This is a genomic window from Peribacillus sp. NPDC096447 (genome assembly GCF_044762725.1).
Taxonomy (GTDB): Bacteria; Bacillota; Bacilli; order Bacillales; family DSM-1321; genus Peribacillus.
The window spans coordinates 161,566-185,857 of record NZ_JBIWEV010000005.1 but is presented as its reverse complement, the minus strand read 5'-3'; the positions used below and the strand labels follow the sequence as shown (position 1 = coordinate 185,857).

The following is a 24,292-nucleotide window of genomic DNA, read 5'->3' as shown; positions in this document are numbered from 1 at the left end:
TCTACCTTCTAACCTGTCCTTTTCACCTTCAATATATGTATAAGATGCAAAGGAAAAAGGGAAAGTAATATCGAGGTGATAAACATGAATGGAAAAAACAAGAAAGATGCTTCACAAACCCGTTTAGGGTCTTCTCAGGTAGAGGGGCAAGGTACCACTACGAAAGAAACCGGGTCCTTCACTCAACCCTCTTCACTTAAAAAGCAAAAGCGTTCTTGATAAGAATCCTAAAACAACCATGGAATTCCGTCTTCATGATACGCAAAAAAAAACGCTTGGTTTATCCGCCAAGCGTTTTCCACTGCATGACCCTGTGTTGCTTTAGTTTGACGATCAGGACTTCCCTTATATATTTTGCTTTCTGATTTCCCGTTGGATCTTTAGATCATTCAATCGATCCCCATCAATTGTTTTTGGATCCAGTTTTGCTTTATCGGCCCCAGCCGGGTTTAAATCACTTGCCCTTAAATTATTATTGCGAGCTGCTTGCTCGTTCCATTTGGTCATCTTGGTCTCCTCCTCAGTCCTTATCCTTCCCAATCCTAATAATATTCATGAATACACCCCATCCTTTATTGCCAAGATACTAATGGAGGTGGTTTAATTGGAACCAAACAGACCCGGCAATAAGAATGTACCGGATTTTAAAGAGTTGAACGACCGTATCATCAGAGAAGCATCACAGAGTCCCCGTTTAGTGATTAAAACAAATTTGGATGCAAAGAATGTAAAAGATGAGAACCCTTATTCCAATCGAATTAACAGTGAAGGATTTGCTGATTTTTTTGAGGAATAAAACAAACCACTTTGTACAATTAGGACGTTGATTTCCACTCCAGGCACTCGCTTTCCGCGGGCGGTCCGGGAGCCTCCTCGGCGCCTTTGCGCCTGCGGGGTCTCCCCGGGACTCGCTTTTCCCGCAGGAGTCTCGCACCTTCCGTTCCAATCAACTTTGTTTTAAATTTAGATAAAATCCCTTTTGTCTACAAACTGAAACCGGCTTAATAAGCCGGTTAATTTTAAAAATATTTTTTCTTCCAAAAAATGAATGCCGTCGTCCCCGCCAATGTTATGGCAATTAATAATGTAAATATGAATGCAAACCGATTATGTTCAAATGGCAGTTCCACATTCATTCCGTAGAAACTTGCCACCATCGTCGGCAGCGTCAATATAATGGTCACGGAAGTTAGAAACTTCATGGCATTATTGACATTATTGGAAATGATCGAAGCGAATGCATCCATCATACCGCTAAGAATGGATAGATACACTTCTGCCATTTCAACTGCCTGAGCATTTTCGATGATTACATCCTCAAGCAATTCTTTATCTTCTTCATACATTTTCAAATAATTAAAACGGAGAATCTTATCAAGTACTACCCGATTGGATTTTAATGATGTCGTAAAATAAACCAAGCTTTTTTCCAAAGCCAGGAAAGTGTATAATTCTTTATTTTTCATGGACTGATGCAATTCACGTTCCGCTTCATTAGTCATCTTGTTGATTTGCTTCAGGTAACGTAAATAATAGGATGAAATCTCAAATAGTAATTGTAAGGCAAACCTTGTTTTCTTATTGGTGAAAAATCCTTTTATCTTATTGTTTTTGAAATTCGCCAATATCGGTGTTTCTTTCAAAGATACCGTAATGAAACAGTCTTTGGTAAAAATCATCCCTATAGGTATTGTTTCAAAAATCGGTAAGTTGGCTTCGTCCCTGGTCAAATATGGGAAATCGACAATAATTAAAACATTATCATCCTCTTTTTCAATTCGAGGCCTTTCCTCATCATCCAACGGATCTTTCATGAAATTGATCGGTAACTTCAAAGTCGTGCATATATAATCTATTTCAGCTTCTGTGGGCGCGACAATGTTCACCCAGGAACCTTTTGTCATTTCCTCGATCTTGTTTAGGTGTCGGTTTTCATCCGTCTTGTAGATTTCAATCATTTCTTGACCTCCTCTTCTATAGAGAAAGCCTTATTTACCTTCTTCGAGTAGATACTCAGGGAGAATAACAGTCTCGACTTCTAGCATCATATTGGCTTCCTCTTGCTTTCTGGGTTCAGGATCATAAGAACTGCTGCTCACTCGTATCCACTTCCTTTCGATTCTTTAATCTTAATCCTTATTCTTTTAAAGCACAATAACGAATTTAATACCTTGGTTCCCTGTTTTGAATTCGCAATTGTCAGTTTTTAACGCTTGAAAAATATAATAAAAACTACCACAAAAAAACACTTGGGTTTCCCCAAGCGTCTGATAACTTTATCCATGTTTAGCCTTATTATAATAGTGAACACCATACATGGCGCCTTCATCTACCATTTTATTGTCGTCATGATCATATGGATCAGGGTGACCTGCCTTTTCAATTACAGGATCCAGCTCTGAAGCCGTCCTATTCCAAAAGCCTACTGTTTTTGCTTTTGCATTGGACCATATATCCTTCACTTTTCCTCTGTTCGTTTTATTCGATAAAAATGAGACTCCGGCAACTCCGACTCCTAGTAATACCACGTTTCTTCCTAATGCCATCATTACCTTCCCCCTTATTTATTGGCTTGCTATATATATACCCAACGCCAATTAATGTAAACCTTTATTTATATGGAGGAATTTGATAAAAGAAATTAGGTTTCATTATTTCATTATTATATGGCTGATGAAAAACGTGGGTTGTGGCTGGAGAAACCGGCGGAATTAACCAGGTCCAGTCCCCAGTAACTTTCCGGTTACAAGTGGTTTCTTTTTCTTCGAATTTCTTGAATTGTTTAGCTGCTGTATGGTGATCAACAATGCTGACTCCGTGTTTTTTATACGAATGAAGGACTGCTTCATTCAGTTCGATAAGGGCTCGATCTTTCCATAAACTTGAATCACGTTTAATATCCAAGCCCATCCTCTCCCCGATTGCCGGTAGCATGTTGTAGCGTTCTTCATCAGCAAGGTTCCTGGCACCGATTTCCGTTCCCATGTACCACCCATTAAATGGTGCAGCTGAATACGTAATACCGCCAATTTCCAGCCTCATGCCAGATATGATTGGAACTGCATACCATTTGATTTGAAGTTCTTTGAACCATGTCAGTTCAGGGTGGGTGATTTGAACTTCTTTAACGAGGCTTTTAGGTATATCATGTAAACTAGGTGGTTTTCCGTCCAATTGGACTACTAGGGGTAAAATATCGAAACGTCCGAATTTCCCTTCCCATCCCAATGCCATACATTGCTTGGTGAATGCTATTGAACTTGAATCGCCGACTACGCCATGTTCCGTCTCATACCCTGCATACCGAATAAGCTGATGATTCCAAATATCCACTTTTCGATCATGATCTTTTTGTTTGAAAATTGTAATCACAGGTCTGATGCTCCCATTATTCGTTGCATATTCGATATGCTCAAAGAGAGCCGATACAATTTCTTCTTCGCTTTGAATCATCCTTTTATCAATCACCCTCAGCGACTCCCAAAAAAAGCGCCCTATGCAACGATTGCTATTACGCCAAGCTAATTTAGCACCATAAACCAATTCTTCATATGTATGTTCATATCTGCCTGTTTCATCTATTTCCTTTTTGATTTGTTCAATCCTGCCATCCATGTCCTCTTCCGTTTTCGATAATTCCGGATAACTTGTCCTAATAAAGGATACGGCCTCTTGCAGTAAATCACTCATCTTTCCCACGAACCCTTCCATTTGTAAAACTTTGACTTCAATATTAAAATAACATATTTTTCACGGTATCCCTAAAGAACACATTTTTTAAAAGTGCATTTTTTTAAAAATGTGGCAATTACGAGGCGAAATTCTTTTCATGATACTTAAAGTAAGCTCATAAATTTCTTATACTTTAACATCTCTAGTAACTAAATAATTATCGGTAAAGTTGTTACATATGAGGTAAATGCATTATAATATATTAATAATGAGGTGATAAGATGAATAATACGACACTTTGTCCACGATTTGAAAAAGGAATGCAAATCTTGAGTAAACGCTGGACTGGATTGATTGTCAATCAATTACTTAATGGCCCTCAACGGTTTTGTAATATTGAATCTGCATTCCCGATAAGCGGCAGGATTCTTTCCGAACGTTTAAAGGACTTGGAAATTGAAGGTATTGTTAAAAGGGACGTATATCCAGAGACACCGGTCAGGATTGAATATTCTTTAACTGAAAAAGGCAAGGCTCTTGCACCGGTTATGAACGAAATTCAAAATTGGGCACAAGAATGGCTCGAACCAATACAGGAACAATGATACAGGCATTAACTGAAAAGGAGGAAGCTCCGCCAGCTGGCGGACTTCCTCCTTTTTTGTTTAAGCGCCAGCGACTAGTGGTATATTTTTTACAGATAGAATAACACTAGGATTATTCCAAATTTATGGGCGGTGAATTCATGAAACAAGCAGATTGCATTATTATTGGTGGAGGTATAGCCGGTATTCAGGCAGCTATACAGCTCGGAAGATATAAACATGATATTATCGTCATTGATTCTGCTCAAGGCCGCTCTTCCATTGCCAAGGCTTACCATAACATTCTTGGATGGCCGGATGGGGTAAGCGGGAAACAATTAAGGACGCTTGGCAGACAGCACGCTGAAAAATTCGGTGTCGAATTCTTGGATGATACAGTGACATCTCTTGAAAAAAAACAGGACAAGTTTTTTATCCAAACAAAGAATGACAGGGAATATCAAGCAAAAATGATTTTTCTCGGTACCGGCATTACCGATAACATTCCTCCAATCAAAAACATCTATCCAACTCTTGGGACATCCACATATATATGCCCTGACTGTGATGGGTATGAGATCATGGATAAGCAAACCGTTGTTCTTGGAGGCGGAAATACGGGTGCGGGCATGGCCCTTACACTTTTATATTGGTCAAAAGATATCATTTACGTAAATCATTTGAAATCAAAAATTGATGATGATTATAGGGAAAAATTAAAGAAAAATCAGATTCCCGTAATCGAAGAAGAAGTTTGTGAGGTTCATGTCGACGACAAACAGCAGCTAACGGGCATACAATTAGTCTCCGGTAAAATAATCGAGGCTGAAAAAGCATTCACGGCGTTTAAAGGGAACAAACTAAATAATGACCTAGCTCTAAAATTAGGTGTGGAAGTCAATGAAAACAAACATGTCGTGATTCATCCCCGGACTAAAGAAACGAATATTAAAGGAGTCTGGGCAGGCGGTGACCTCGTTGCCCATTCAGAACAAGTCACTATTTCAATGGGGGATGGCACCCAAGCAGCGATATGGATTCATAAGAGGCTGTTAGGCCAGCCACTTCCTTACGATTGACAGCATAACGGAAAATTAAAAGGCGGCCTGTTCACCAGGCCGCCTAAAACATTGGTATTTATAAGCTTTTCCACGTCAGACATTCAATACACATCTACATTCGATTCCTTCCCTTAAAAACTTTAACCAAAATGAGAATGACCGCGATGATAAGCAAGATATGTATAAAGCCTGCAGCCACTTTAAAGACTAAACCAAGAACCCATAATAATATTATTACACCAATAATCGTCCAAATCATGATACTCCCCCTTTCTTCCCATTCTTTAAGGGTTTTTATTAATAAAAAGTTACATTAAAATATTTGCATACATTTAAATTACCCATATCTTTCTTTAACAAACCCTTACCTATTTTTTTACATAAAACTGTAAATGCTGTAAATGATAATAAAGAAATAAGGAATCTTCCATAAAGAAAAACATTTACAAGGAAGAGACTTTCAGGTTTTAAATGTTCTACAGTTCTTCATGAGGCAAAAAAACAAAAGAAGGAGTCGTTCATTCATGAAAAAGTTTTTAGTCATCTGTTTAACAGCCTGTTCCCTATTCATAGTCAACCTGAATCACTCAGCTGCAGAGGAAAATAAAGCACAAACGGAACGTGTACAATTCACTGATGCTCAAAAATCTGAAATCGCCAAGATCCAAAAGCAAATACTCGCTGACAAAAAGATATTGATCCAAAAATATGTCGAGTATGGTGCGCTTTCAAAAGAAGAGGCCGATAAAATGGTTGCACATTTTGAAAAACATTATAAAATGATGGAAGAACATAATTTCCAAATACCGCAGCACCGCCCACATACACGACACATGCATAAGTAATTGTAAGTTTTTTGCCTATATATCCTGATGATCCGACCTGATGAAGAGGCCGGATTTTTTTCATTTCTTTCGTCCTTGATAAATAAACCTTACGCGTTTACCATTTACTAAAGGATTTATATTTCTCTTTAGCGAAATACATAACTATGAGAAATGAAAGGGTGAAAAGGATGAACAAAATAGGTATAACAGCAAGAGACTTATTTCACTTGAAATCAGTGACCGATCCAAAGCTATCACCGGATGGCAGTATGGCGGTTTATGTCCAAACCAGAATCGATGAAAAAACGGAAAGATACATTTCCAATCTGTTTATGTTCAGCCTGATTACGAATGAAACAAAGCAATGGACGTTTGGGGATAATCGTGATACATCACCAGCCTGGTCCCCCGACGGCAAGCATATCGCCTTTATATCAGACAGATCAGGGAAAAAACAAGTCCACATTATTGGGAGCATTGGTGGGGAAGCTCGCCAGTTGACCCATTTCGTTAACGGCGCATCAAAACCTATTTGGTCTCCTTGTTCCACCAAGTTGCTGCTTTCTACCGGGTTAAAGGAAGACGAAAACCTTAATACTGTTAAGGAAAATGATTTGACCAAGGAAGTAAATAGGTATGACCGAATTAAATATAAATGGGATGGAAGAGGCTATTTTGATCAGTTATATCAGCAGCTGGTTATAGTGGACATTTTTAAGGGAGAATCCACATTGCTAACGGAAAACAATGTTGATCATCAACCAAATGCATGGTCCCCAGACGGACAGCATATTGCTTACATAAGCGGGGATGCAGAAAGAAGTGATGATGAACTTTTTTCCGATATTTTCATCATGGACCTTGAAACGAAATCTTTAGAGAAGATAACGGATAGTACAGGTTTCTTTAGAGATCCGAAATGGTCTCCAAATGGCGAATATCTATCTTTCATTGGCCATAATAAAGAATTTGCCGGGGCCACCTTTTCAAATATCTGGTTATATTCCATTATCGATCAAACGACTCAGTGTTTGACCGATGGATGGGACGTCCAAATAGGCGATTCCGCAATTGGGGATTTCCAAATCGGAGCCGTCGACCCAGGTATTTTGTGGACTAACGATAGCCAAGGTTTTTACTTTTTAATAAGTGATTACGGAAATACTGGAGTATATTATGGTTCGATTGAAGGAGCCATGTATCCATCAATCCTTGACCCGCAGCATATATACGGCCTGACTATAGATCCCGAAAGCCACCGTGCTGTCGTGGCCATCAGTACACCTGTTCATCCCGGCGATCTTTTCGCTTATAACCTTACCAATGGCGATAAGGAACAAATCAGTTTTGTTAATGAGGATTTTTTGAAGGATAAACATTTGTCCACGGCTGAACCAATTACATTCCAATCCGTTGATGGACTTACCATCCACGGCTGGATCATGAGACCGACCGATTTTGATGGTAATCAAAAATATCCGCTCATTTTAGAAATCCACGGCGGTCCGCATATGATGTATGCCAATACCTATGTTCATGAATTCCAGACCTTGGCTAATGAAGGGTATACTGTATTGTTCACTAACCCGCGCGGGAGTGTAGGGTATGGCCAAGACTTCGTAAATGCCTGCCGGGGCGATTATGGAGGCATGGATTATAAAGACTTAATGGCTGGAGTTGATCACGTTTTAGCTACGTATGATTTTATAGACCATGAAGATTTAGGGGTATCCGGAGGAAGTTATGGAGGGTTCATGACAAATTGGATCATCGGACATACCAACCGCTTCAAGGCCGCTGTTACTCAGCGTTGCATTAGTAACTGGCTAAGTTTTTATGGAGTCAGCGACATCGGCTATTATTTTACAGAGTGGGAAGTTGGCGGCGATATCGTTAACTCTGCCGAAAAATTATGGCAGCACTCTCCATTAAAATATGTTTCCGATGTGAATACCCCTTTACTTTTACTTCACGGTGATAAGGACTTCCGCTGTCCCATTGAACAGAGCGAACAATTTTTTGTCGCCTTAAAACGTCAAAATAAAGAAGCGGTACTTGTTTCCTTCCCAGATGAAACTCATGAAGTATCCCGAAGCGGATCTCCAAAAATGCGCTTGCAACATGTTGAGGAAATCAAAGGATGGTTTAATAAATATCTTTAAAAACAAAAACTCTGTTAGCAAAAGCTAACAGAGTTTTTGTTTTTTAGTGTTGAATTTGGTCTCTGTCTTCGGAAATTGAACTTAAAGCATTTCCCGCAATTGAATTTGTCTGTTGGTGTACAGCAAGATCACCTAATGCCACGACTCCGACCAGCTTGTCATTCTCAAGGATAGGGAGCCTTCTGATTTGTTCGGTAGCCATTAACTCCTCAGCTTCCTCCACTGACATATCAGGCGTACCTGTTACAAGATTGGTGGAAATGACATCGGTAATTCTAGTCGAATTCGGCTTTTTCTCGGCAACACAGCGAATGACGATATCCCTGTCTGTAATAACACCAATTAAATGGTTATTCTCCAATACAGGAATGACACCAACATCATCATTCTTCATTTTGACTGCTGCTTCATATATGTTATCTTCCGCAGTGCAACAGTCAACGTCTGTTGTCATGATATCTCTTAAATTAGTCACGGAAATCCCTCCATTTTTCATAAGTTGCTTGTTTATTTTTGACTTCTGAAGAGAAATTATTCATGAAACTTCGTCACTCTTCATTCCACATATTTCCCGTGATCCGGTTTAGCTAATGAATCGAATTCCTTTGCAAGCTTCGCTAAACCCATTTCAAGTTCTTTCCCTTCAACAGGATAACCATGTCCCGTTATGGCAACAGTCGGCTTCAGACTTTCCAATAACCTTACCGATTCTTTGGCAGCCACCCAATCGGTTGTCAAATACCGCGGTGGGCCTGCTATTTCCTTCTCCTGAGTGATAACCTTGTATAGGGAATCTTGCCTGACATTCACAAAAGCATCTCCAGCAATCAAACTTCGGTCACTTTCACGGAAGAGTGATATATGTCCTTTCGAATGGCCAGGGGTGTGAACCCATTTCCAATCGTGAAGCCCGGGAACACTATGATCATCAGGCAATGGCTGAACTTTTTCATCAAGGTTTATTCCCTCATTCGGAAATACCCATGAAATTTTAGCGACCATTCCCCCTTCAACAGTAGGATCAGGTTCGGGGTAATTTTCCTGTCCCGTTAAATAAGGCATTTCTTTAATGTGGGCATAGACAGGAGCATCCCAATACTCCATTAACTCAATCAGTGCACCAACATGATCGAAATGTCCATGTGTCAAAATAATCGCGGCAGGTGGATTTTGCGGTCCGTATATTTCTTCAGCAGTTTTCTTTATTACCTCTGCTGAACGCGGCATCCCTGCATCTATCAATACCCATTTATCATCTTTGGGTGACCCTATAAAAATTACATTAACGATTTGGACAGACAGACAATATATATCCTCATTTATGATCTGTACATCTCCACTGGAAACTGAAGTCATTGGCATGAATTTTTTATTCAAATGATTATCATCCATTTATAATCCTCCTAATTTGAACATACTGTTTTTTTAAAGGATACCCTGTACGAGAAAATAAAAAACAACCTATAATTTATATAGGCTGTTTCAGACAGTAAGAAAGATTCGAAAGCGAGTTTGCCTACAGTTCTTTAAAAAAGTTGCAGATGATTTCAAATCCGCTCCCTTTCCGCCCCACCTTTTGTAGGCGTTGATTTCCACTCCAGGCACTCGCTTTCCGGGGGCGGTCCGGAAGCCTCCTCGGCGTCTTTGCGCCTGTGGTGTCTCCCTTGGACACGCTTTTCCCGCAGGTGTCTCGCACCATCCGTTCCAATCAACTTAGCTTTAAAATCCCTTTCCGCCGACTGTCTTCCAAACCTCCTCTCCGCAAGCATCTAGCGGGTCTCGACTAGCCAGTTATTCGGCAGGAGTGTCTCAAATTTCTTCAATCCCAATGAGTTTTCAGTTCATATAAACGGTAAAAATACATGAGGATAACCAGGTCTTGTTTTAAATTCATGGTAATCTTCCCTTGATTAAATCGTGAAAAGGATTCGAAATGAGACCATTCCGAACACCATTAGGTGGAGTTTGTCTACAGTTTTTTTATTTTAAAAGGTTACAGTTGATTCCAGCCTGACTTTTTTCGTCAGTCACGGTACCTTTTTTCGGCCGATCATGCAGTTTTTCGGCCTTCACAGCACTTTTTTCAACCGTCCACGCAGTTATTCGACCTTCACTTCATTAAATCCGCTCCCTTTCCGCCGACTGTGTGCCAAGCATCTATCGGGGTCTCGCCTAGCCAGTTAAACCGAGTCTTCTTTTAAAATTATGGTTCGGGGTGCGACATTCCCGAACCATCTATGTCAACAAACTGATGAAACAACCTATAATTCATTTTCTCAGTATACATCCCGCCGGGTAAATACTGTAAAAGATACGATTAAAGCAAGCGCCCACCAAACGAGCAGAGTAATGACGGAGGATAGTAAAGTCATCCCTTCAATCGGTGGAGCCGTCCCGCTAATGTAAGCGGTCAATTTCAAATTCACCATAAAGAAATATTTCGCTGATTCCCATGATGAAACCATATTGTTCAATATAGCCCCGGAAATCAATGCAGCCAGCATGATGCCCATGCCTGCAGGGGTGCTTCTCACTAAAACCGAAAGCATGAAAGAAAGGGTACCTACAACAACTGCCACCAGCCAGACAAGTCCCAAGTCCATCAATAGGAATTTCCATTGTTCCACTAACCTTACTTGACTGACATCCACGTCTGCCCCATTCAATTCGAATCCGGTTATTACAGGGGCCCCCCATCCTTGATATCCGAAAACGATACCTGATAATAGGTAAGATAATAAGGCTGTCATCGCCACGATAATCGAAACCGATAATAATAATGTTACATATTTGCTCAATAAGATTTTCCAGCGCTCCACTGGCCGGGTCAACAAAAGCTTGATCGTCCCTTGACTGCTTTCGGAGGAAACCATATCACTAGCCACAATCATGATCAACAGCGGAATGAACAAATCGATTGCATTTTCCAAAAACATGCGTGTAAAGGTGGCTGCGCCTGGTTCTGAGGGGTTGATATCATGATCTAGATAATATTGCTGCTGCTTCAGACTTACTTGCAGCTGTTCACGCCACTCATCGAGCATCCTATTCGAGCCCAATCGATTTTGAGTATCAATGATTTGCTGCTGAAGAGCTGCACGCCAATCATCGGTTCCCAACTTCTCCCGCTGCTCTTCCACTTGTTTGTATTGGGCATATGTAAACATCAGCACTAAAATCCCCACGATGATACCGATTATGATTAACCGTTTCTTTGCCAACAACTTCATCATTTCATTTTGGATCAAGTTATTCAATGCCTGCACCTCCGACACCGGTAACTTGCAAAAACAATTCTTCCAATCCCGGGAGCTTACGATTCATTTCATGCACCCTCACCCCTGCTTGGTTAAGTGCAGCATTCCATTCGGGTGTTTTGAGTTCATCATAGGCTGTAATGATATATTTTTGATCTAAGGTAATTTCGGTGAAGCCGCTAAGAATTTCCGCTCCCTTTTGTATAGGTTCCACCCGCCAAAATATCCGCTCCTGCGTGGATAATAAGCTTTCCACCGTATCCGTTTTGATAATTCCCCCCCCTTTAATAATTGCGACCCGGTCACAAAGTTGCTGTATTTCACCTAATAAGTGTGAAGAAACCAGAACGCTCATACCTTCTTCTTCAGCCAACTTTCTGATGAATTGCCGCATTTCACGGATTCCGGCAGGATCTAGACCATTGGTCGGTTCATCCAAAATCAACAGCTTAGGGCTGTTCAGCATTGCCTGTGCGATTCCTAAGCGTTGCCTCATACCTAACGAATAGGTCTTCACTTTATCGTGAATTCTCGCTTGCAGACCGACGAGTTCAACAACCTCGATCATTCTTGTTTCATCAACTTCAGGTAACATTCTTGCAAAGTGGAGCAAATTATTCCACCCGCTCAAAAAAGGATACAACTCTGGATTTTCAACGATGCAGCCCATTTGCTTCATAGCCTTCGTAAATTCCTGACGAACATCATACCCGCATATATGGATGGAACCTGAGGATGGCTTAATCAAACCGACCAACATGCGTATCGTCGTCGTCTTGCCTGCTCCATTCGGTCCTAAAAAGCCGAAAACCTCACCTTCATTTAGCTCAAAATCTATTCCTTTAATAATTTCCCTTTTGCCAATCCTTTTTCTCAAGTCCCTGACAGACAATGTCACCTGTTTCATCGTTCCACATCCTCCCATTTTATTAAAGGAGCAACTCTATCAGCAATTAAACGGTACCCCTTCTTATTAGGGTGAAATTTATCCGAATACAAATACTCATTTACCGACAATTGAAATAAATCAAATGTTGGAACGAAAATTGCATTTTGATAAAGAGCCACGACTTCTGCCGTTTCATTATTCCAGTCACGAACAATGCGGTTCGTATCAAAGTCTTCATCCAAATCTATAAACGGATTATACAGCCCAAGCAATAAAATGGTAGCTGCATCATTGACTTTATTGATATCTTTAAAAATTTCATGTAAATTTCCCAAGAAATTCTTTTGTGATACAGATATAGCTTCACGATCATATTCAAGCAGGGTCTGGCCTTTTTGAAATAAATCGTTACCCCCGATTGTAACTAAAATAACATCAGCTGCCTGGATTTGGCGCTTCACTTCCGGTTGTTTCACTTGCTGCACCAATTCTTTAGACACTTGTCCATTAATTCCGAGGTTATGAATGATTGGCTTTCTATTGTACTCACTCTTCAAATCTTCAACAACAAGTCCAACGTAGCCTTTCCCTGTTTCATCACCTGTGCCACGTGTCAATGAATCGCCTAATGCCACTACCGTAAAATCATCAGGAAGATCATTTTTAATGGGGGTTTCTTCAATTACTTCTCTATCGGAAGTTCCTTTTCCGTAATGGTCAGTAATCGCCCATCCAAGGCAAAATAAAAAAAACAGGCCGATAAGAGCTGATACGATGGTAGCAGCCAACACTTTTGGTTTGCTCAAAACACTCACCCTTCCATTCATTCTCTACCTTCCATTAAATCATATTATTTCCAAAAACAAAAAACTGATTGTTCTGGTTAAAAATTCCAATCAATAAAAGCATTTCCTTTTTAAAAGTACTAATAAAAAAAGGCGGAAAGGGATTACAAAAGGGGTTCTATCTAATTTTTTATAACAAAGTTGATTGGAGCAAGTGCCCTACGTTCCAATCAACGTTTAAATTGTACAAACCCTTAAAATACTCTTAATCGAGTTTGTCTACAGTCTGAGGGATTAAATGAATCCTATCGTCTTTTCTGCTTGATCATTTAGCAGGCCTTCTCTAAAACTTGTATAGAGAAAAATAAAAAAAACCTCTTCACCATGAAAGGTAAAGAGGTTTCTCGCTATATTTTCCATCATTTTTCTATTGTACCTATGGGTTTTCCCAATACTTTTAATTTTATATCTAACCTCATGAGCCATATTGTAAGCAGCATCCCGATCAGCGTGAGTAAACCATAAAATAAATAGACAGCATATATTCCTGATTTCTCCAAGATTATCCCGCCGCTGAAGGTACTGAACCAGTTACCCAATCCATTGCCAATGGCGGAATAAAGCGTTATTGCTGTTACTGTTATTCGTGCAGGGACAACTTCCCTGATATATTGTAAAGCTGCAGGAATGAATAAGCCAAGTGAAAACCCTTGAATGATCGAAGTCACATATACGGTAGCCAAACTTGGTTCGGTAAAGTACAAAACCCAGCGGACCAATGAGGCCGTTCCAGCCAATAAGGTAATTGGCAGCAGGCCTATTTTATGAATCCAGGTACCTGCGATTCTCATAAATGGGATTTCCGATAATACAGCTAAAAGGAACGCAATGCCAATTCCTGTATATGTCCCTCCCCTTGCCTCTACAAACAAACCATAGTATACATTATTTGCAAGATTAGGACCAAATAGCAGGAACGTTATGGCAAGAAAGATAAGAAATCGTTTCATGGTGATCAATTCTTTCATTCCACCGAAAAGCTTCACCTTCCCCCCAGGTGGCTCTTCAGGCAAACGAAGAGCAAGACTAGCCGCAATCAAAAGACCGAAGAAAAAGGCATAAAATATCACTGAGGGACCCATGAAGGATTCAGATAACCTTCCCATTACAAAAACGGCCACACCGTAACCAAGTGATCCGAATAAACGGATTTTCCCATAATTCGATTTGATTTTTGTTGTATATTGAAGGGTGATGCTATCTGAAACCGGTATTATCGCACTTTGAAAGATTGCCAAAGCGATTGCGACGGATACTATAAGTAAATAGTGCTCGAACAGTAAGTAGCCTAAACCGAATACACCAGCAAGCAACGATGTCATTGCCAATATTTTTGCTGGTCTCCCGCTCCAATCACAGACAATTCCCCAAAAAGGTTGAAAAACGATCATCACTATCGGTCCAACAGACATGATCGTACCTATTTCAATACCGGACAAACCAGCCTCATTGGCCAAATAAACGCTTAATAGCGGTGTTAAACTTCCTACTGCAAAAAAAGAAAATAGGTAAAATACCTTCAAGCTAATAATATTGACATGCTTTTGTTTATCCAAATCCAGTTCCCCCACGCAGACAGCTTCTATAAAGTTGTTGATTTAATTCATTGCTTCCTAATATGGATATTAAATAGGGAGCACGATATTAAAGACTGTGCCTTTATTGACCTCGCTCTCGACAAAGACATTTCCGAAATGGCTTTCTATGATTTTAAAGCTGATCATTAGACCTAACCCATTACCAGTTTTTTTCGTTGTGAAAAATGGTTCTCCCAGTCTCTTAAGCTGCTCTGGAGGCATCCCAATTCCTGTGTCGGTAATGGATATATGCACTTTATCCTCTTTAAGTTCAGTCATGACTTTTATGAACCCACCGTCAGGCATAGCTTCCATACCATTTTTAATGAAGTTCAATATGACTTGTTTTAATCGATTCTCATCACAACGAACGAGGATTTCTTCTTCATTGAAATCCGAAATCAGCGTGATGTTCTTCTTCCTGGCTTCAAAATCCGTCAAAGATACGACGTTTTGAATGATCGGCACAAGATTCTTCGATTCCAATATCAAGGCCTGTGGTTTGGCCAATTGCAAGAACTCTTCAACTATCTCATTCACACGATTGATTTCGTCCATGATTATTTCCAGATATTCTTGTTTATTTTCGTCCATTTCATCTAATTGCAAAAATTCCGTATACCCTTTCATGGAGGTCAGCGGATTCCGTATTTCATGTGCCACTCCAGCAGCAAGCTGACCGACAGCGGCTAATTTATCCTGCCGATGGAGCATCTCTTCCGATTGTTTACGCTCAGTTATATCATATCTAAGTGCCAGAAACTGAAATGGCTTTCCTTCTTCGCTGAAAAATGGAACAATCGTTGTATCGACCCAATAAAAACTGCCGTCTTTCGCCTTGTTTCTAATTTCACCCTTCCAAACTTTCCGATCATGGACGGTCTTCCACATATGTTCAAAGAATTCCTTTGAGTGGTACCCAGAATTAACTATCTTATGTGTATGGCCTATCAATTCACCTCTCCCATAACCAGAAACCTCGGAGAACTTATCATTCACCTCGATAATGACTCCTTTATCATCGGTAATCGCCACAATCAAGGATTGGTTGATTGCATATTGCATATCCTCCAGTTCCTTGATTGACCCCTTTAGTGCATTTTCTGCTTTTTTACGACTGGAAATATCTGAACGGATGGAAATATATTGATATGGCTTACCTTTTTTCATAAATGGAACGATAGTTGTATCCACCCAATAAACATTACCATCTTTAGCCCGGTTGCATATTTCACCATGCCATGTATTCCCTTGGCTGATCGTTAGCCATAGGTCAGCGAAAAATTCTTTTGTATGATAACCAGAATTGATGATGGAATGATTTTCCCCTATTAGTTCATGTTTTTCATATTGTGATATTTCCAGGAATTTTTCGTTAACATATGTAATGATTCCTTTTGCATCCGTGATGGCGACGATCGCCGATTGATCTAAAGCATAACGGATATCGCTCACAGTATTGTCGCTTTTTGCCAACCGCCGGCCTACGATCGTACTTGAAGCGATCAAGCTGGCAAGGATGAATAATGAAACGAAGCATGTAAGATAAAGCATAAATGGGGTGAGTGGAACAAATTCACCCGTTTCATTTTTCGCGTTCATCGGTAACACTCTTAAAAAAAGATAATAGCCTTCAATGATTGCCCCGCTCATCATGAGAGTACTGATTGGCTTTAGCGAGGATTGACTTAATTTATTAAAATAAAATAATATTGCAAGTGCTGCTACAAATAAACTAAAGATACTGAAAAGCGTACTGAAGACCGACAATGGGCTAAAGTGCAAAGAATGGTTTAAAGAAGATGTTCCCATTATATAATTGGATAAAATGGCCATCGTAAACATGAAGCCGCAAAAAACGATTTGCAACACTTGTGTTTTATACGATATGGCCAATAACCCAACTCCTGCGAGAGCTATCGCCAATGCTAATGAAAAAATTATTGTAGCAATGTTGTATGCTGCCATTCCTGAATTATCTAGGGTGAATATGACCACAAAATTAAGCGTCCAAATAGCCACTCCCATAGAGCAGCTGCTCCCAATATACACCAGGCGTTTAAATTTCTCTATCGTCAGTAATGTTGTCAGTAAATCCAAGGCCGTATAACACGCCATTATTATCAAAAGTACTGCAATCATAAAGAGGATAGGGTTTGATGCCACAATTGATTGTTCCATTTTTTTACTTGACCACCTCAAACGTTCTATTCTCCTATATTGTAATGGAAATCCATAGTACCTCAAAGGTTTTTTATTTCCTTTCACCTATATATTTACACACTGACTCTTTCGGTGCACCCCATATCTCAAGAAAATGCTGGATTCCTTCATAAAATCATAAAAATTAGAAATACTATTGTTTTGTAAGGAGTAGAATAGGAATACATGGTATTGACAAGCATTATCAACCCTGCTTCTTCATTGCAGGACATTATCAATAACAAAAATAATTATTCGGGAATATATTAATCAAGAATCTTAATTTCTTTATTAAATTATACCTATAGGTTTATAATTAAATAGAACCTATATAGAGAGAAGGAGTGGGGGGCATGATTATGTCAGACCTGGCAGGTGCAAGTACAACAGAAATTATGCATAAGAAGACCCAGCATAAAAAATTAACACTGAGACAAATTTTACAGAGAGGTCTACTAATTACAATCGGTGCGGTTTTGATGGCTGTCGGCCTCGAGATTTTTTTAGTGCCGAATAACGTAATCGACGGGGGCATAACGGGTATATCGATTATGTTATCTTACATTACTGGATGGAAGCTCGGAATCTTTCTATTCATTTTGAATCTTCCTTTCTTTTTTATCGGTTATAAACAAATCGGCAAAACCTTCGCATTATCTACCCTTTATGGAATTTTAGTCCTTTCCATTACCACTACATTGCTTCATCATGTACCGGCTTTCACTCAAGATATCCTCCTAGCGTCCGCTTTCGGCGGAATGATTCTTGGCATTGGTGTTGGAATGGTCATTCGATATGGCGGCTCATTGGATGGGACAGAAATACTTGCCATACTCGCTAGCAAGAAGCTCCCTTTTTCCGTTGGGGAGATCGTCATGTTTTTTAATTTATTCATCCTTGGCAGCGCGGGCTTCGTATTCTCGTGGGATCGTGCCATGTATTCGATCATAGCTTACTTCGTGGCATATAAAACGATGGATATCGTCATAGCAGGTTTGGACGAATCCAAGTTTGTTTGGATTATCAGTGATGAATTTAATGATATCGGTGATGCCATCATGAATCGCCTTGGACGGGGCGTAACCTTTTTAGCTGGTGAAGGTGCTTATTCTGGTGATGATAAAAAAGTCATCTTCTGTGTAATAAACAGGCTTGAGGAAGCTAAACTCAAAGAGATAGTCAAAAGTTTCGATCCATCTGCATTTCTTGCCGTTGGGGATATCGCGGAAGTTCGAGGCGGCCGATTCAAGAAAAAAGATATCCACTAATCATTTACCTGCTTTTTGCTTGATCCAATTTGCAAAAAGATAAAAAAAGCTGAAGGGAGAATCCCCTTCAGCTTTTTTTATGACCTTAATAGTTTCTTGGATTGTTGATTGCTTGAAGCATTCTGGTGCCGGGTTTCATCTCGCTGCTACATAACGGACAAACATGTTCATCATTACTTGTAAAGTTATCGCGAATCCAACCTTTGCAATCTTCTGATGTACATTCCCACACCTTTGTTTCTTCAGGAATGATTTCTTCCGTATTATTTCTTCTATACATGTATCTCACTCCTTAGAATTGAATTGACTCCGTGCTGCATAACAGATCACAAGCCATAAAGATAAAAGAAGAATAGATGGCGTTTAATCTAAATAGTGAGTAAATACCCATTCGCAAATCTAAGTATGATCATCGTTCTTTCAACCAAACTTTTTGAATGGTAAGAACTTGAGATTACGACATGAATTTTTCATATCTCAGTAATCATTATATCATATATATGCTTTATATATTTGAGGAAAGATTCTAAAAAAGAAAGTAGTCCCCAAAATGAAACACAGTCCCTGACTTACCCTTCAAGATAATCGAGACTGCGATGTTTAAGAATCCATTCCATATGGTTCTTCCTGCTCGTTCGATGGAACATCGAGCATGAGAGTAATTTTTAATGCCAAAACCTAAAACAATGAAAGCCCTGCCTCTCTCCCATCCATACGGTTCCTAGACCGTGCCTGCGAGAATCAGATAAAAGCTTGTAAGTACATGTTTATTAATTAAAACCGTCCGTAATTCCAATTGGGTAGATTAAATTCCAAAAGACAAATGGTACATAGAAGTAAGTTAATGAAGAACAGAAATGGATCGAGGAAAATACTTGGTGATTACATGTATTTCTTTTTTCTAGATATGTTTAACTTGATTCTACTTCATCATGAAAATGATGAAAAATTATTTTATTAATAAAAATGTTACTTTAAATTACCCTCCAGTGCTTTCTTTTCATAACACTGAAATTTAATGATACCACACATATTTTTATATGTAAAGCATTAATCCAGAATAAAACCACTCCGCCCTACTTCTTTTAAAATAAAAAATAAAGAGGCTAAGATTCACCTCTTTTATTTAAACGCATTATACTCATTTTCAATTTTAGGAAGTTCCCTGACTTCCTCAACTAATTGACTTCCACACATTGGGCAATCATAGTTTTCCGAGGCAAAGTCTTTTCTCATCCAACCATTACAATCTGCTGATCCGCACGCATATACTATCGTATCTTCCATAACGATTTCTGGTTCCTCTGAATTCTTTTTACCAAAATACATGAGCAACCTCCTCTTTTTTATATAAAGACTCTGATTAAAGGCGCGAATTTTCACCTTTTTATCATTCCTAGTATACGCATTAAACCATATTCTTATTTATTCAATGAAGAAATTATCCAAAAAACCTTAACACCTTTCGTTTTCCAGACCTGCTTTAACCAAGATCGCTTTAATCATAAAGTAGGAAATATGCTCAGGCAGGGCTTCTTTTAGTGGTTTCAATTTTTCAGAATCCAATTGTTTCGCAGTTTCCAAAACAAGATCAAATTCTTTCTCCAAGAAAATCTCATGCCATTTGATATCCAAGTGTTCTTCTGCACACTTTAATAAATGATTTTCAATTGAAATGGCAGACAGTCCTCTCAATGTCCCTATTTCCTTGATTGATTTGCCTTCCTGATATAAGCGATAGCTTTCTAAGTGAGATGGTTTAGTAGCTCGCTTTACCGTTTCCTTTGTAACCATAGTATTCGTTTCTAATTCAGGATGTGCCTGTACATACTGGGAAATCCCTTGTAAAAACACGGCTCCGAAGCGTTCGAATTTCTGCATCCCCACCCCTTTAACTTCCAGGAATTCCTCTTCCGTCCTCGGCAGTTTGACGGCCATATCTTTCAAGGATGCATCGGAAAAAATAATGAATGGAGGTACATTTTCCTTACTTGCCAATTCTTTTCTTAACTGTCTCAACTCTTCAAACAACCCATGATCCGCACTGATGCTGCTTACTTTTTTTATTTCCTTACGCAGTACTTTTTTCTGTCCCAATAGAACTTCCCTGCCAGCATTGGTAACTTTAAGTACCGGAAACTGGCCGCCCGTCATTTCGATATACTGTTTTGCTGTAAGGAAATCAATGAAATCACCTACATCCTTCGCTGATTGATCATTGATGATTCCATAGGTTGAGAGCTTCTGGAATCCGAACTCTTCAATTTTCTTATTGCGTGATCCCGTAAGCACTTGGGAAATCATCGTTTTACCGAATCGCTCACCCATTCTCAACATGCATGAAAGGACCATCTGTGCCTGTGTAGTTACATCAACAGAGTCACGCTTATCTGTACAATTTTCGCAATGACCGCAATCTTCAGGGTTTTCTTCTCCAAAGTATTGCAGAATGAAGGCTTGCAAGCACCCTTCGGTAAAACAATAATCCTTCATTCTGTTCAATTTCTTCAATTCCTGGGCTTGCCACTCCTGCGAGGGATTTGATTGATCAATCAAGAAACGCTGTATCTGCATATCCTGAGGGGAATATAAAAGGATACATTCACTATCCAAACCATCCCTCCCTGCACGGCCCGCTTCCTGGTAATAACTCTCCATGTTCTTTGGAGTTTGGTAATGGATGACGTATCTAACATTCGATTTATCGATTCCCATACCAAAGGCAGATGTCGCTACCATCAAGGGTATGTCATCACGAATGAATTGATCTTGCTGTTCCGAACGGTCTTGTTCATTCATGCCAGCATGGTATCGACCTGTTTTGAACCCCGCTTTTATAAGCTTCTCATACAAGGAATCGACTTCTTTCCTAGTGGCTGCATAGATGATACCCGATTCATTTTTGTTTTTCTCTAAATAGCGCATTAGAAACCGGCCGCGATTTTCTTCTTTCACTACGGAAAAGAACAGGTTATCTCTGGAAAATCCCGTTGATATTGTATGCTGCTCTGATATTCCGAGCGACTGACATATATCGTCCGTCACATGCGGTGTGGCTGTTGCGGTTAATGCCAGTACCGTCGGGGCTGATGGCATGTTTTTCAATAAGGTTTTGATTTTTAAATAGCTTGGTCTGAAGTCATGACCCCATTGAGATATACAGTGGGCCTCATCGATGGCTACCAATGAAATATCCACATTAAATAGATCCTGTTGAAATGCAGGATTTTCCAATCGTTCTGGCGCCAAATAAACCAACTTATATCTTCCGTGTTTAATATCGTTCATTCTATTGGATGATTCCAACCCAGAAATGGAGCTATTAAGAAATGTGGCATCAATCCCAGTTTGTTCGAGGGCATCTACTTGGTCCTTCATCAAGGAAATTAGTGGGGATATAACGAGTGTTACACCTGGTAACAGAAGGGCTGGAATTTGGTAACATATTGATTTACCTCCGCCGGTAGGCATGATTCCCGCCGTGTTTATTCCTCCCAACACCTGTTCGATAATCTGTTCCTGACCTTTTCGGAATGACTCATAACCAAAGTATTCTTGTAAATATTCACGTGCTTTTTCCATCAATTTACTATTCCTCCTATTTACCTTCTAAGGATTTATAAGGATCTATTTCTTCCATTGTACCTGCTTTTCACGACAACCTAAAGGACAAAAAAAGCAGACACATCATGTCTGTGTCTGCTTTTTCAATATATAAACATGTTTTGCATGGTTAAATTAATTCAGGATTTGCACTTTAACGTTTTTAACGCCCCAATTCACGGCATCCTGTTCGTTTGGAACAAATATGTCCACTCTATTCCCTTTGATGGCACTGCCTGTATCGGCTGCCGTTGCGTAGCCATAACCTTCAACATAAACCTTTGATCCTAGTGGAATGACTGAAGGGTCCACAGCAATCACCTTTGCATCAGGATTAGCTTTCAAGTCCACTCCTGTGGCTGTTGTTCCGCTGCAGCCTTGACAATCAGCCGTATAGGCTGTTGCACTAACAGTAATCTCTTTTCCAGATTCTGCTTGATCTTGGGATTCATTGTTTGTGTCTGCTGGTTCCGATTGTTCAACTGGTTCCGATTGTTCAACTGGTTCCGATTGTTCAACCGGCTTTGTTTGTTCTGCTGGTTCGGATTGCTCTGCTTGTGCAGCTTGCTCTGATTTCTGTGCAGGCTCTACACTTGCAGCTTCGACTTTGTTAGCTGCCGGTTTAATGACCAGTTCTTGACCAGGATGGATTGTATCTGAATTTAAACCGTTCCAAGATTTAATATCATTTACCGCTACATCATATTTGTGTGCAATTCCCGATAATGTGTCCGCTGACTTTACTTTATAATGCTCTTCTTGAGAAATATGTATGGTTTCTCCGGCATAAATCGTGTCTGAAGACAAATCGTTCCAAGACTTAATATCTTCTATTGATACTTTATATGTTTGAGATATCCCCCATAATGTGTCTCCATCTTTCACTTTGACATCCTCTGCTTGTACCGGAATTGTAAATGCACCGGATATTGCAGCGGCTGCCGCTAACGATAAGATTGATTTTTTCATATGTTGTTACCTCCTTGTGAGCTGCTTTATAAGCTACGAGTTAAATCTTAACATAGTTTTTTTCTATACAAAGAACAAACAGATAAAGAATAGATGACAAACATCACAGTAAGATAACGAGACCATAACAAGATTTTATAATATTCTGAAAAAACATTATTTTCCAGATAATTTCCTTTCCAGACCAGGGGAGTCATATTATGCAATACCCAGGCATAAAAATTAAAGGCTATATCTTTACAAAGGAGGTATTTTTTTGACTCGCGAAAAGACTTTTACCTTAGTTAAGTCATATAAACCTTTCCATAGTAAATTCGATCCGTGCCCGCCTATTGGGAGAAAGTACTACAGAACACCTCCTAATTTGTATATTAATTTTCAACCGCCGAATTTGGAGCAGTTCACACCGGAGGAAGCTTTGAAATACGGTACACTTTGGAAATTCTTTTATGATTTTTATGATAATCCATATCGGGAAAGGGAGACATAAATGAATAAGAAACTGGATGATGAATATTATCAGTTGCTTGAACAAATACAGGCTGCCGATTTCGTACTTGTCGAGTTGACTCTTTATTTGGATACACATCCTAACGATCAGCAAGCATTACAGCAATTCAATCAATTTCATGAATACTCCAAACAATTGAAATCGGTTTTTGAGCCTAAATATGGTCCATTATTGGGTTTTGGAAACAGTCCAGGCGGTGAAAATAAATGGGAATGGGGCCAAGGCCCTTGGCCATGGCAGGTATAAGGAGAGATATCTATGTGGGTTTATGAAAAGAAGCTGCAATATCCAGTTAAAGTAAGAGACTGTAATCCTCGATTGGCAAAATATTTAATAGAACAATACGGAGGTGCTGATGGCGAGTTGGCTGCAGCACTCCGATACTTAAATCAACGATATACAATACCTGATAAAGTGATTGGCCTGCTGACGGATATCGGAACTGAGGAATTTGCCCATCTGGAAATGATCGCCACGATGATTTATAAGCTAACAAAAGATGCCACACCTCAGCAGATGGCTGCCGCCGGGCTAGGGGACCATTATGTTAATCATGATAGTGCCCTTTATTATCATGATGCTGCCGGGAATCCATGGACCGCCACTTATATCCAAGCAAAAGGCGACCCCATTGCAGATTTATATGAAGACATCGCAGCTGAAGAGAAGGCCAGAGCAACTTATCAGTGGTTGATCGACATCTCGGATGATCCTGATATCAATGATTCACTCAGGTTTTTGCGTGAGAGGGAAATTATTCATTCGATGAGATTCAGGGAAGCTGTGGAGATTTTAAAAGAAGAAAAAGGTAAAAAGAAGTTTTTTTAATGAAATTCACAAGAAAAAAGACAGCGGAGAAAATCCG

Annotated in this window: 26 protein-coding genes; 10 read left to right on the top strand and 16 right to left on the bottom strand. The window is 39.6% G+C overall.

The window, feature by feature from the left end; translation table 11 throughout:
* Positions 1-84 precede the first annotated feature (84 nt).
* The gene (locus ACIQZD_RS18230; RefSeq protein ID WP_101225105.1) at positions 85-219 is read left to right on the top strand and encodes a YuzL family protein; all 135 of its coding nucleotides are present in this window, start codon (positions 85-87) and stop codon (positions 217-219) included.
* A gap of 126 nt (positions 220-345) precedes the next feature.
* Here the strand turns inward: ACIQZD_RS18230 and ACIQZD_RS18225 are convergent, their stop codons facing one another.
* The gene (locus ACIQZD_RS18225) at positions 346-507 is read right to left on the bottom strand and encodes a hypothetical protein (protein WP_352922855.1); all 162 of its coding nucleotides are present in this window, start codon (positions 505-507) and stop codon (positions 346-348) included.
* Between the two features lie 97 nt (positions 508-604).
* Here ACIQZD_RS18225 and ACIQZD_RS18220 point away from each other — a divergent pair, with 97 nt between their 5' ends.
* The gene (locus ACIQZD_RS18220) at positions 605-796 is read left to right on the top strand and encodes a hypothetical protein (protein WP_402905131.1); all 192 of its coding nucleotides are present in this window, start codon (positions 605-607) and stop codon (positions 794-796) included.
* Between the two features lie 223 nt (positions 797-1,019).
* Here the strand turns inward: ACIQZD_RS18220 and ACIQZD_RS18215 are convergent, their stop codons facing one another.
* From ACIQZD_RS18215 to ACIQZD_RS18205, 3 genes are all read right to left on the bottom strand, one after another.
* Complete coding sequence (locus ACIQZD_RS18215) at positions 1,020-1,958, bottom strand: magnesium transporter CorA family protein (protein ID WP_402905129.1); 939 nt, start codon at positions 1,956-1,958, stop codon at positions 1,020-1,022.
* Positions 1,959-2,276: 318 nt separating this feature from the next.
* Positions 2,277-2,549 (bottom strand): hypothetical protein, encoded by a 273-nt coding sequence (locus tag ACIQZD_RS18210; protein WP_402905127.1) that lies wholly within the window; start codon positions 2,547-2,549, stop codon positions 2,277-2,279.
* Between the two features lie 61 nt (positions 2,550-2,610).
* Positions 2,611-3,690, bottom strand: coding sequence for a nitric oxide synthase oxygenase (locus ACIQZD_RS18205; RefSeq protein ID WP_402905126.1), 1,080 nt, complete (start codon positions 3,688-3,690; stop codon positions 2,611-2,613).
* Positions 3,691-3,953: 263 nt separating this feature from the next.
* Between ACIQZD_RS18205 and catR the strand changes: the two genes are divergently transcribed.
* Together catR and ACIQZD_RS18195 are read left to right on the top strand one after the other, a co-directional pair.
* Entirely contained in the window at positions 3,954-4,277 is a 324-nt protein-coding gene (catR, locus tag ACIQZD_RS18200) for a catDE operon transcriptional regulator CatR (protein ID WP_101225109.1), read from the top strand.
* A gap of 140 nt (positions 4,278-4,417) precedes the next feature.
* The gene (locus ACIQZD_RS18195) at positions 4,418-5,335 is read left to right on the top strand and encodes an NAD(P)/FAD-dependent oxidoreductase (protein WP_402905123.1); all 918 of its coding nucleotides are present in this window, start codon (positions 4,418-4,420) and stop codon (positions 5,333-5,335) included.
* 94 nt (positions 5,336-5,429) lie between these two features.
* Here ACIQZD_RS18195 and ACIQZD_RS18190 read toward each other — a convergent pair whose 3' ends face one another.
* On the bottom strand, positions 5,430-5,576 hold the full coding sequence (locus ACIQZD_RS18190; protein WP_106027466.1) for a lmo0937 family membrane protein: 147 nt from the start codon (positions 5,574-5,576) through the stop codon (positions 5,430-5,432).
* A gap of 265 nt (positions 5,577-5,841) precedes the next feature.
* Here ACIQZD_RS18190 and ACIQZD_RS18185 point away from each other — a divergent pair, with 265 nt between their 5' ends.
* Both ACIQZD_RS18185 and ACIQZD_RS18180 read left to right on the top strand, forming a co-directional pair.
* Positions 5,842-6,162: a DUF2680 domain-containing protein gene (locus ACIQZD_RS18185; protein ID WP_402905121.1), complete on the top strand. Its 321-nt coding sequence runs from the start codon at positions 5,842-5,844 to the stop codon at positions 6,160-6,162.
* A 170-nt stretch (positions 6,163-6,332) separates the two neighbouring features.
* On the top strand, positions 6,333-8,306 hold the full coding sequence (locus ACIQZD_RS18180; protein ID WP_402905119.1) for a S9 family peptidase: 1,974 nt from the start codon (positions 6,333-6,335) through the stop codon (positions 8,304-8,306).
* Between the two features lie 43 nt (positions 8,307-8,349).
* Here ACIQZD_RS18180 and ACIQZD_RS18175 read toward each other — a convergent pair whose 3' ends face one another.
* From ACIQZD_RS18175 to ACIQZD_RS18145, 7 genes are all read right to left on the bottom strand, one after another.
* Positions 8,350-8,781 (bottom strand): CBS domain-containing protein, encoded by a 432-nt coding sequence (locus ACIQZD_RS18175; protein WP_402905117.1) that lies wholly within the window; start codon positions 8,779-8,781, stop codon positions 8,350-8,352.
* 80 nt (positions 8,782-8,861) lie between these two features.
* Complete coding sequence (locus ACIQZD_RS18170) at positions 8,862-9,698, bottom strand: MBL fold metallo-hydrolase (protein ID WP_402905115.1); 837 nt, start codon at positions 9,696-9,698, stop codon at positions 8,862-8,864.
* A gap of 884 nt (positions 9,699-10,582) precedes the next feature.
* Positions 10,583-11,563 (bottom strand): ABC transporter permease, encoded by a 981-nt coding sequence (locus tag ACIQZD_RS18165; RefSeq protein ID WP_137017470.1) that lies wholly within the window; start codon positions 11,561-11,563, stop codon positions 10,583-10,585.
* A complete protein-coding gene (locus ACIQZD_RS18160) occupies positions 11,556-12,470 on the bottom strand; it encodes an ABC transporter ATP-binding protein (RefSeq protein WP_402905113.1) in 915 nt (304 codons plus the stop codon). The genes ACIQZD_RS18165 and ACIQZD_RS18160 overlap by 8 nt, the downstream gene beginning before the upstream one ends.
* The gene (locus tag ACIQZD_RS18155; protein ID WP_402905111.1) at positions 12,467-13,258 is read right to left on the bottom strand and encodes an SGNH/GDSL hydrolase family protein; all 792 of its coding nucleotides are present in this window, start codon (positions 13,256-13,258) and stop codon (positions 12,467-12,469) included. The genes ACIQZD_RS18160 and ACIQZD_RS18155 overlap by 4 nt, the downstream gene beginning before the upstream one ends.
* Before the next feature lie 398 nt (positions 13,259-13,656).
* Complete coding sequence (locus ACIQZD_RS18150) at positions 13,657-14,853, bottom strand: MFS transporter (protein WP_402905110.1); 1,197 nt, start codon at positions 14,851-14,853, stop codon at positions 13,657-13,659.
* A 69-nt stretch (positions 14,854-14,922) separates the two neighbouring features.
* Positions 14,923-17,055, bottom strand: coding sequence for a PAS domain S-box protein (locus tag ACIQZD_RS18145; RefSeq protein ID WP_402905108.1), 2,133 nt, complete (start codon positions 17,053-17,055; stop codon positions 14,923-14,925).
* A 374-nt stretch (positions 17,056-17,429) separates the two neighbouring features.
* On the opposite strand from ACIQZD_RS18145, the gene ACIQZD_RS18140 reads away from it, so the two are divergent.
* Positions 17,430-18,344, top strand: coding sequence for a YitT family protein (locus tag ACIQZD_RS18140; RefSeq protein ID WP_241663242.1), 915 nt, complete (start codon positions 17,430-17,432; stop codon positions 18,342-18,344).
* An 85-nt stretch (positions 18,345-18,429) separates the two neighbouring features.
* Here ACIQZD_RS18140 and ACIQZD_RS18135 read toward each other — a convergent pair whose 3' ends face one another.
* From ACIQZD_RS18135 to ACIQZD_RS18120, 4 genes are all read right to left on the bottom strand, one after another.
* Positions 18,430-18,624: a cold-shock protein gene (locus tag ACIQZD_RS18135; protein WP_034307294.1), complete on the bottom strand. Its 195-nt coding sequence runs from the start codon at positions 18,622-18,624 to the stop codon at positions 18,430-18,432.
* Positions 18,625-19,466: 842 nt separating this feature from the next.
* Entirely contained in the window at positions 19,467-19,673 is a 207-nt protein-coding gene (locus ACIQZD_RS18130; protein WP_061463486.1) for a cold-inducible protein YdjO-related protein, read from the bottom strand.
* A gap of 126 nt (positions 19,674-19,799) precedes the next feature.
* On the bottom strand, positions 19,800-21,926 hold the full coding sequence (recQ, locus tag ACIQZD_RS18125; protein WP_402905616.1) for a DNA helicase RecQ: 2,127 nt from the start codon (positions 21,924-21,926) through the stop codon (positions 19,800-19,802).
* Positions 21,927-22,082: 156 nt separating this feature from the next.
* Positions 22,083-22,916 (bottom strand): 3D domain-containing protein, encoded by an 834-nt coding sequence (locus ACIQZD_RS18120; RefSeq protein ID WP_402905105.1) that lies wholly within the window; start codon positions 22,914-22,916, stop codon positions 22,083-22,085.
* A gap of 256 nt (positions 22,917-23,172) precedes the next feature.
* Here ACIQZD_RS18120 and ACIQZD_RS18115 point away from each other — a divergent pair, with 256 nt between their 5' ends.
* From ACIQZD_RS18115 to cotJC, 3 genes are read left to right on the top strand one after another with little or no spacing between them, the layout of a single operon-like run.
* Entirely contained in the window at positions 23,173-23,406 is a 234-nt protein-coding gene (locus ACIQZD_RS18115; protein ID WP_063234475.1) for a spore coat associated protein CotJA, read from the top strand.
* A complete protein-coding gene (locus ACIQZD_RS18110; RefSeq protein WP_063234474.1) occupies positions 23,407-23,673 on the top strand; it encodes a spore coat protein CotJB in 267 nt (88 codons plus the stop codon).
* Between the two features lie 12 nt (positions 23,674-23,685).
* A complete protein-coding gene (gene cotJC, locus ACIQZD_RS18105) occupies positions 23,686-24,255 on the top strand; it encodes a spore coat protein CotJC (protein WP_350299040.1) in 570 nt (189 codons plus the stop codon).
* Positions 24,256-24,292: the final 37 nt, after the last annotated feature.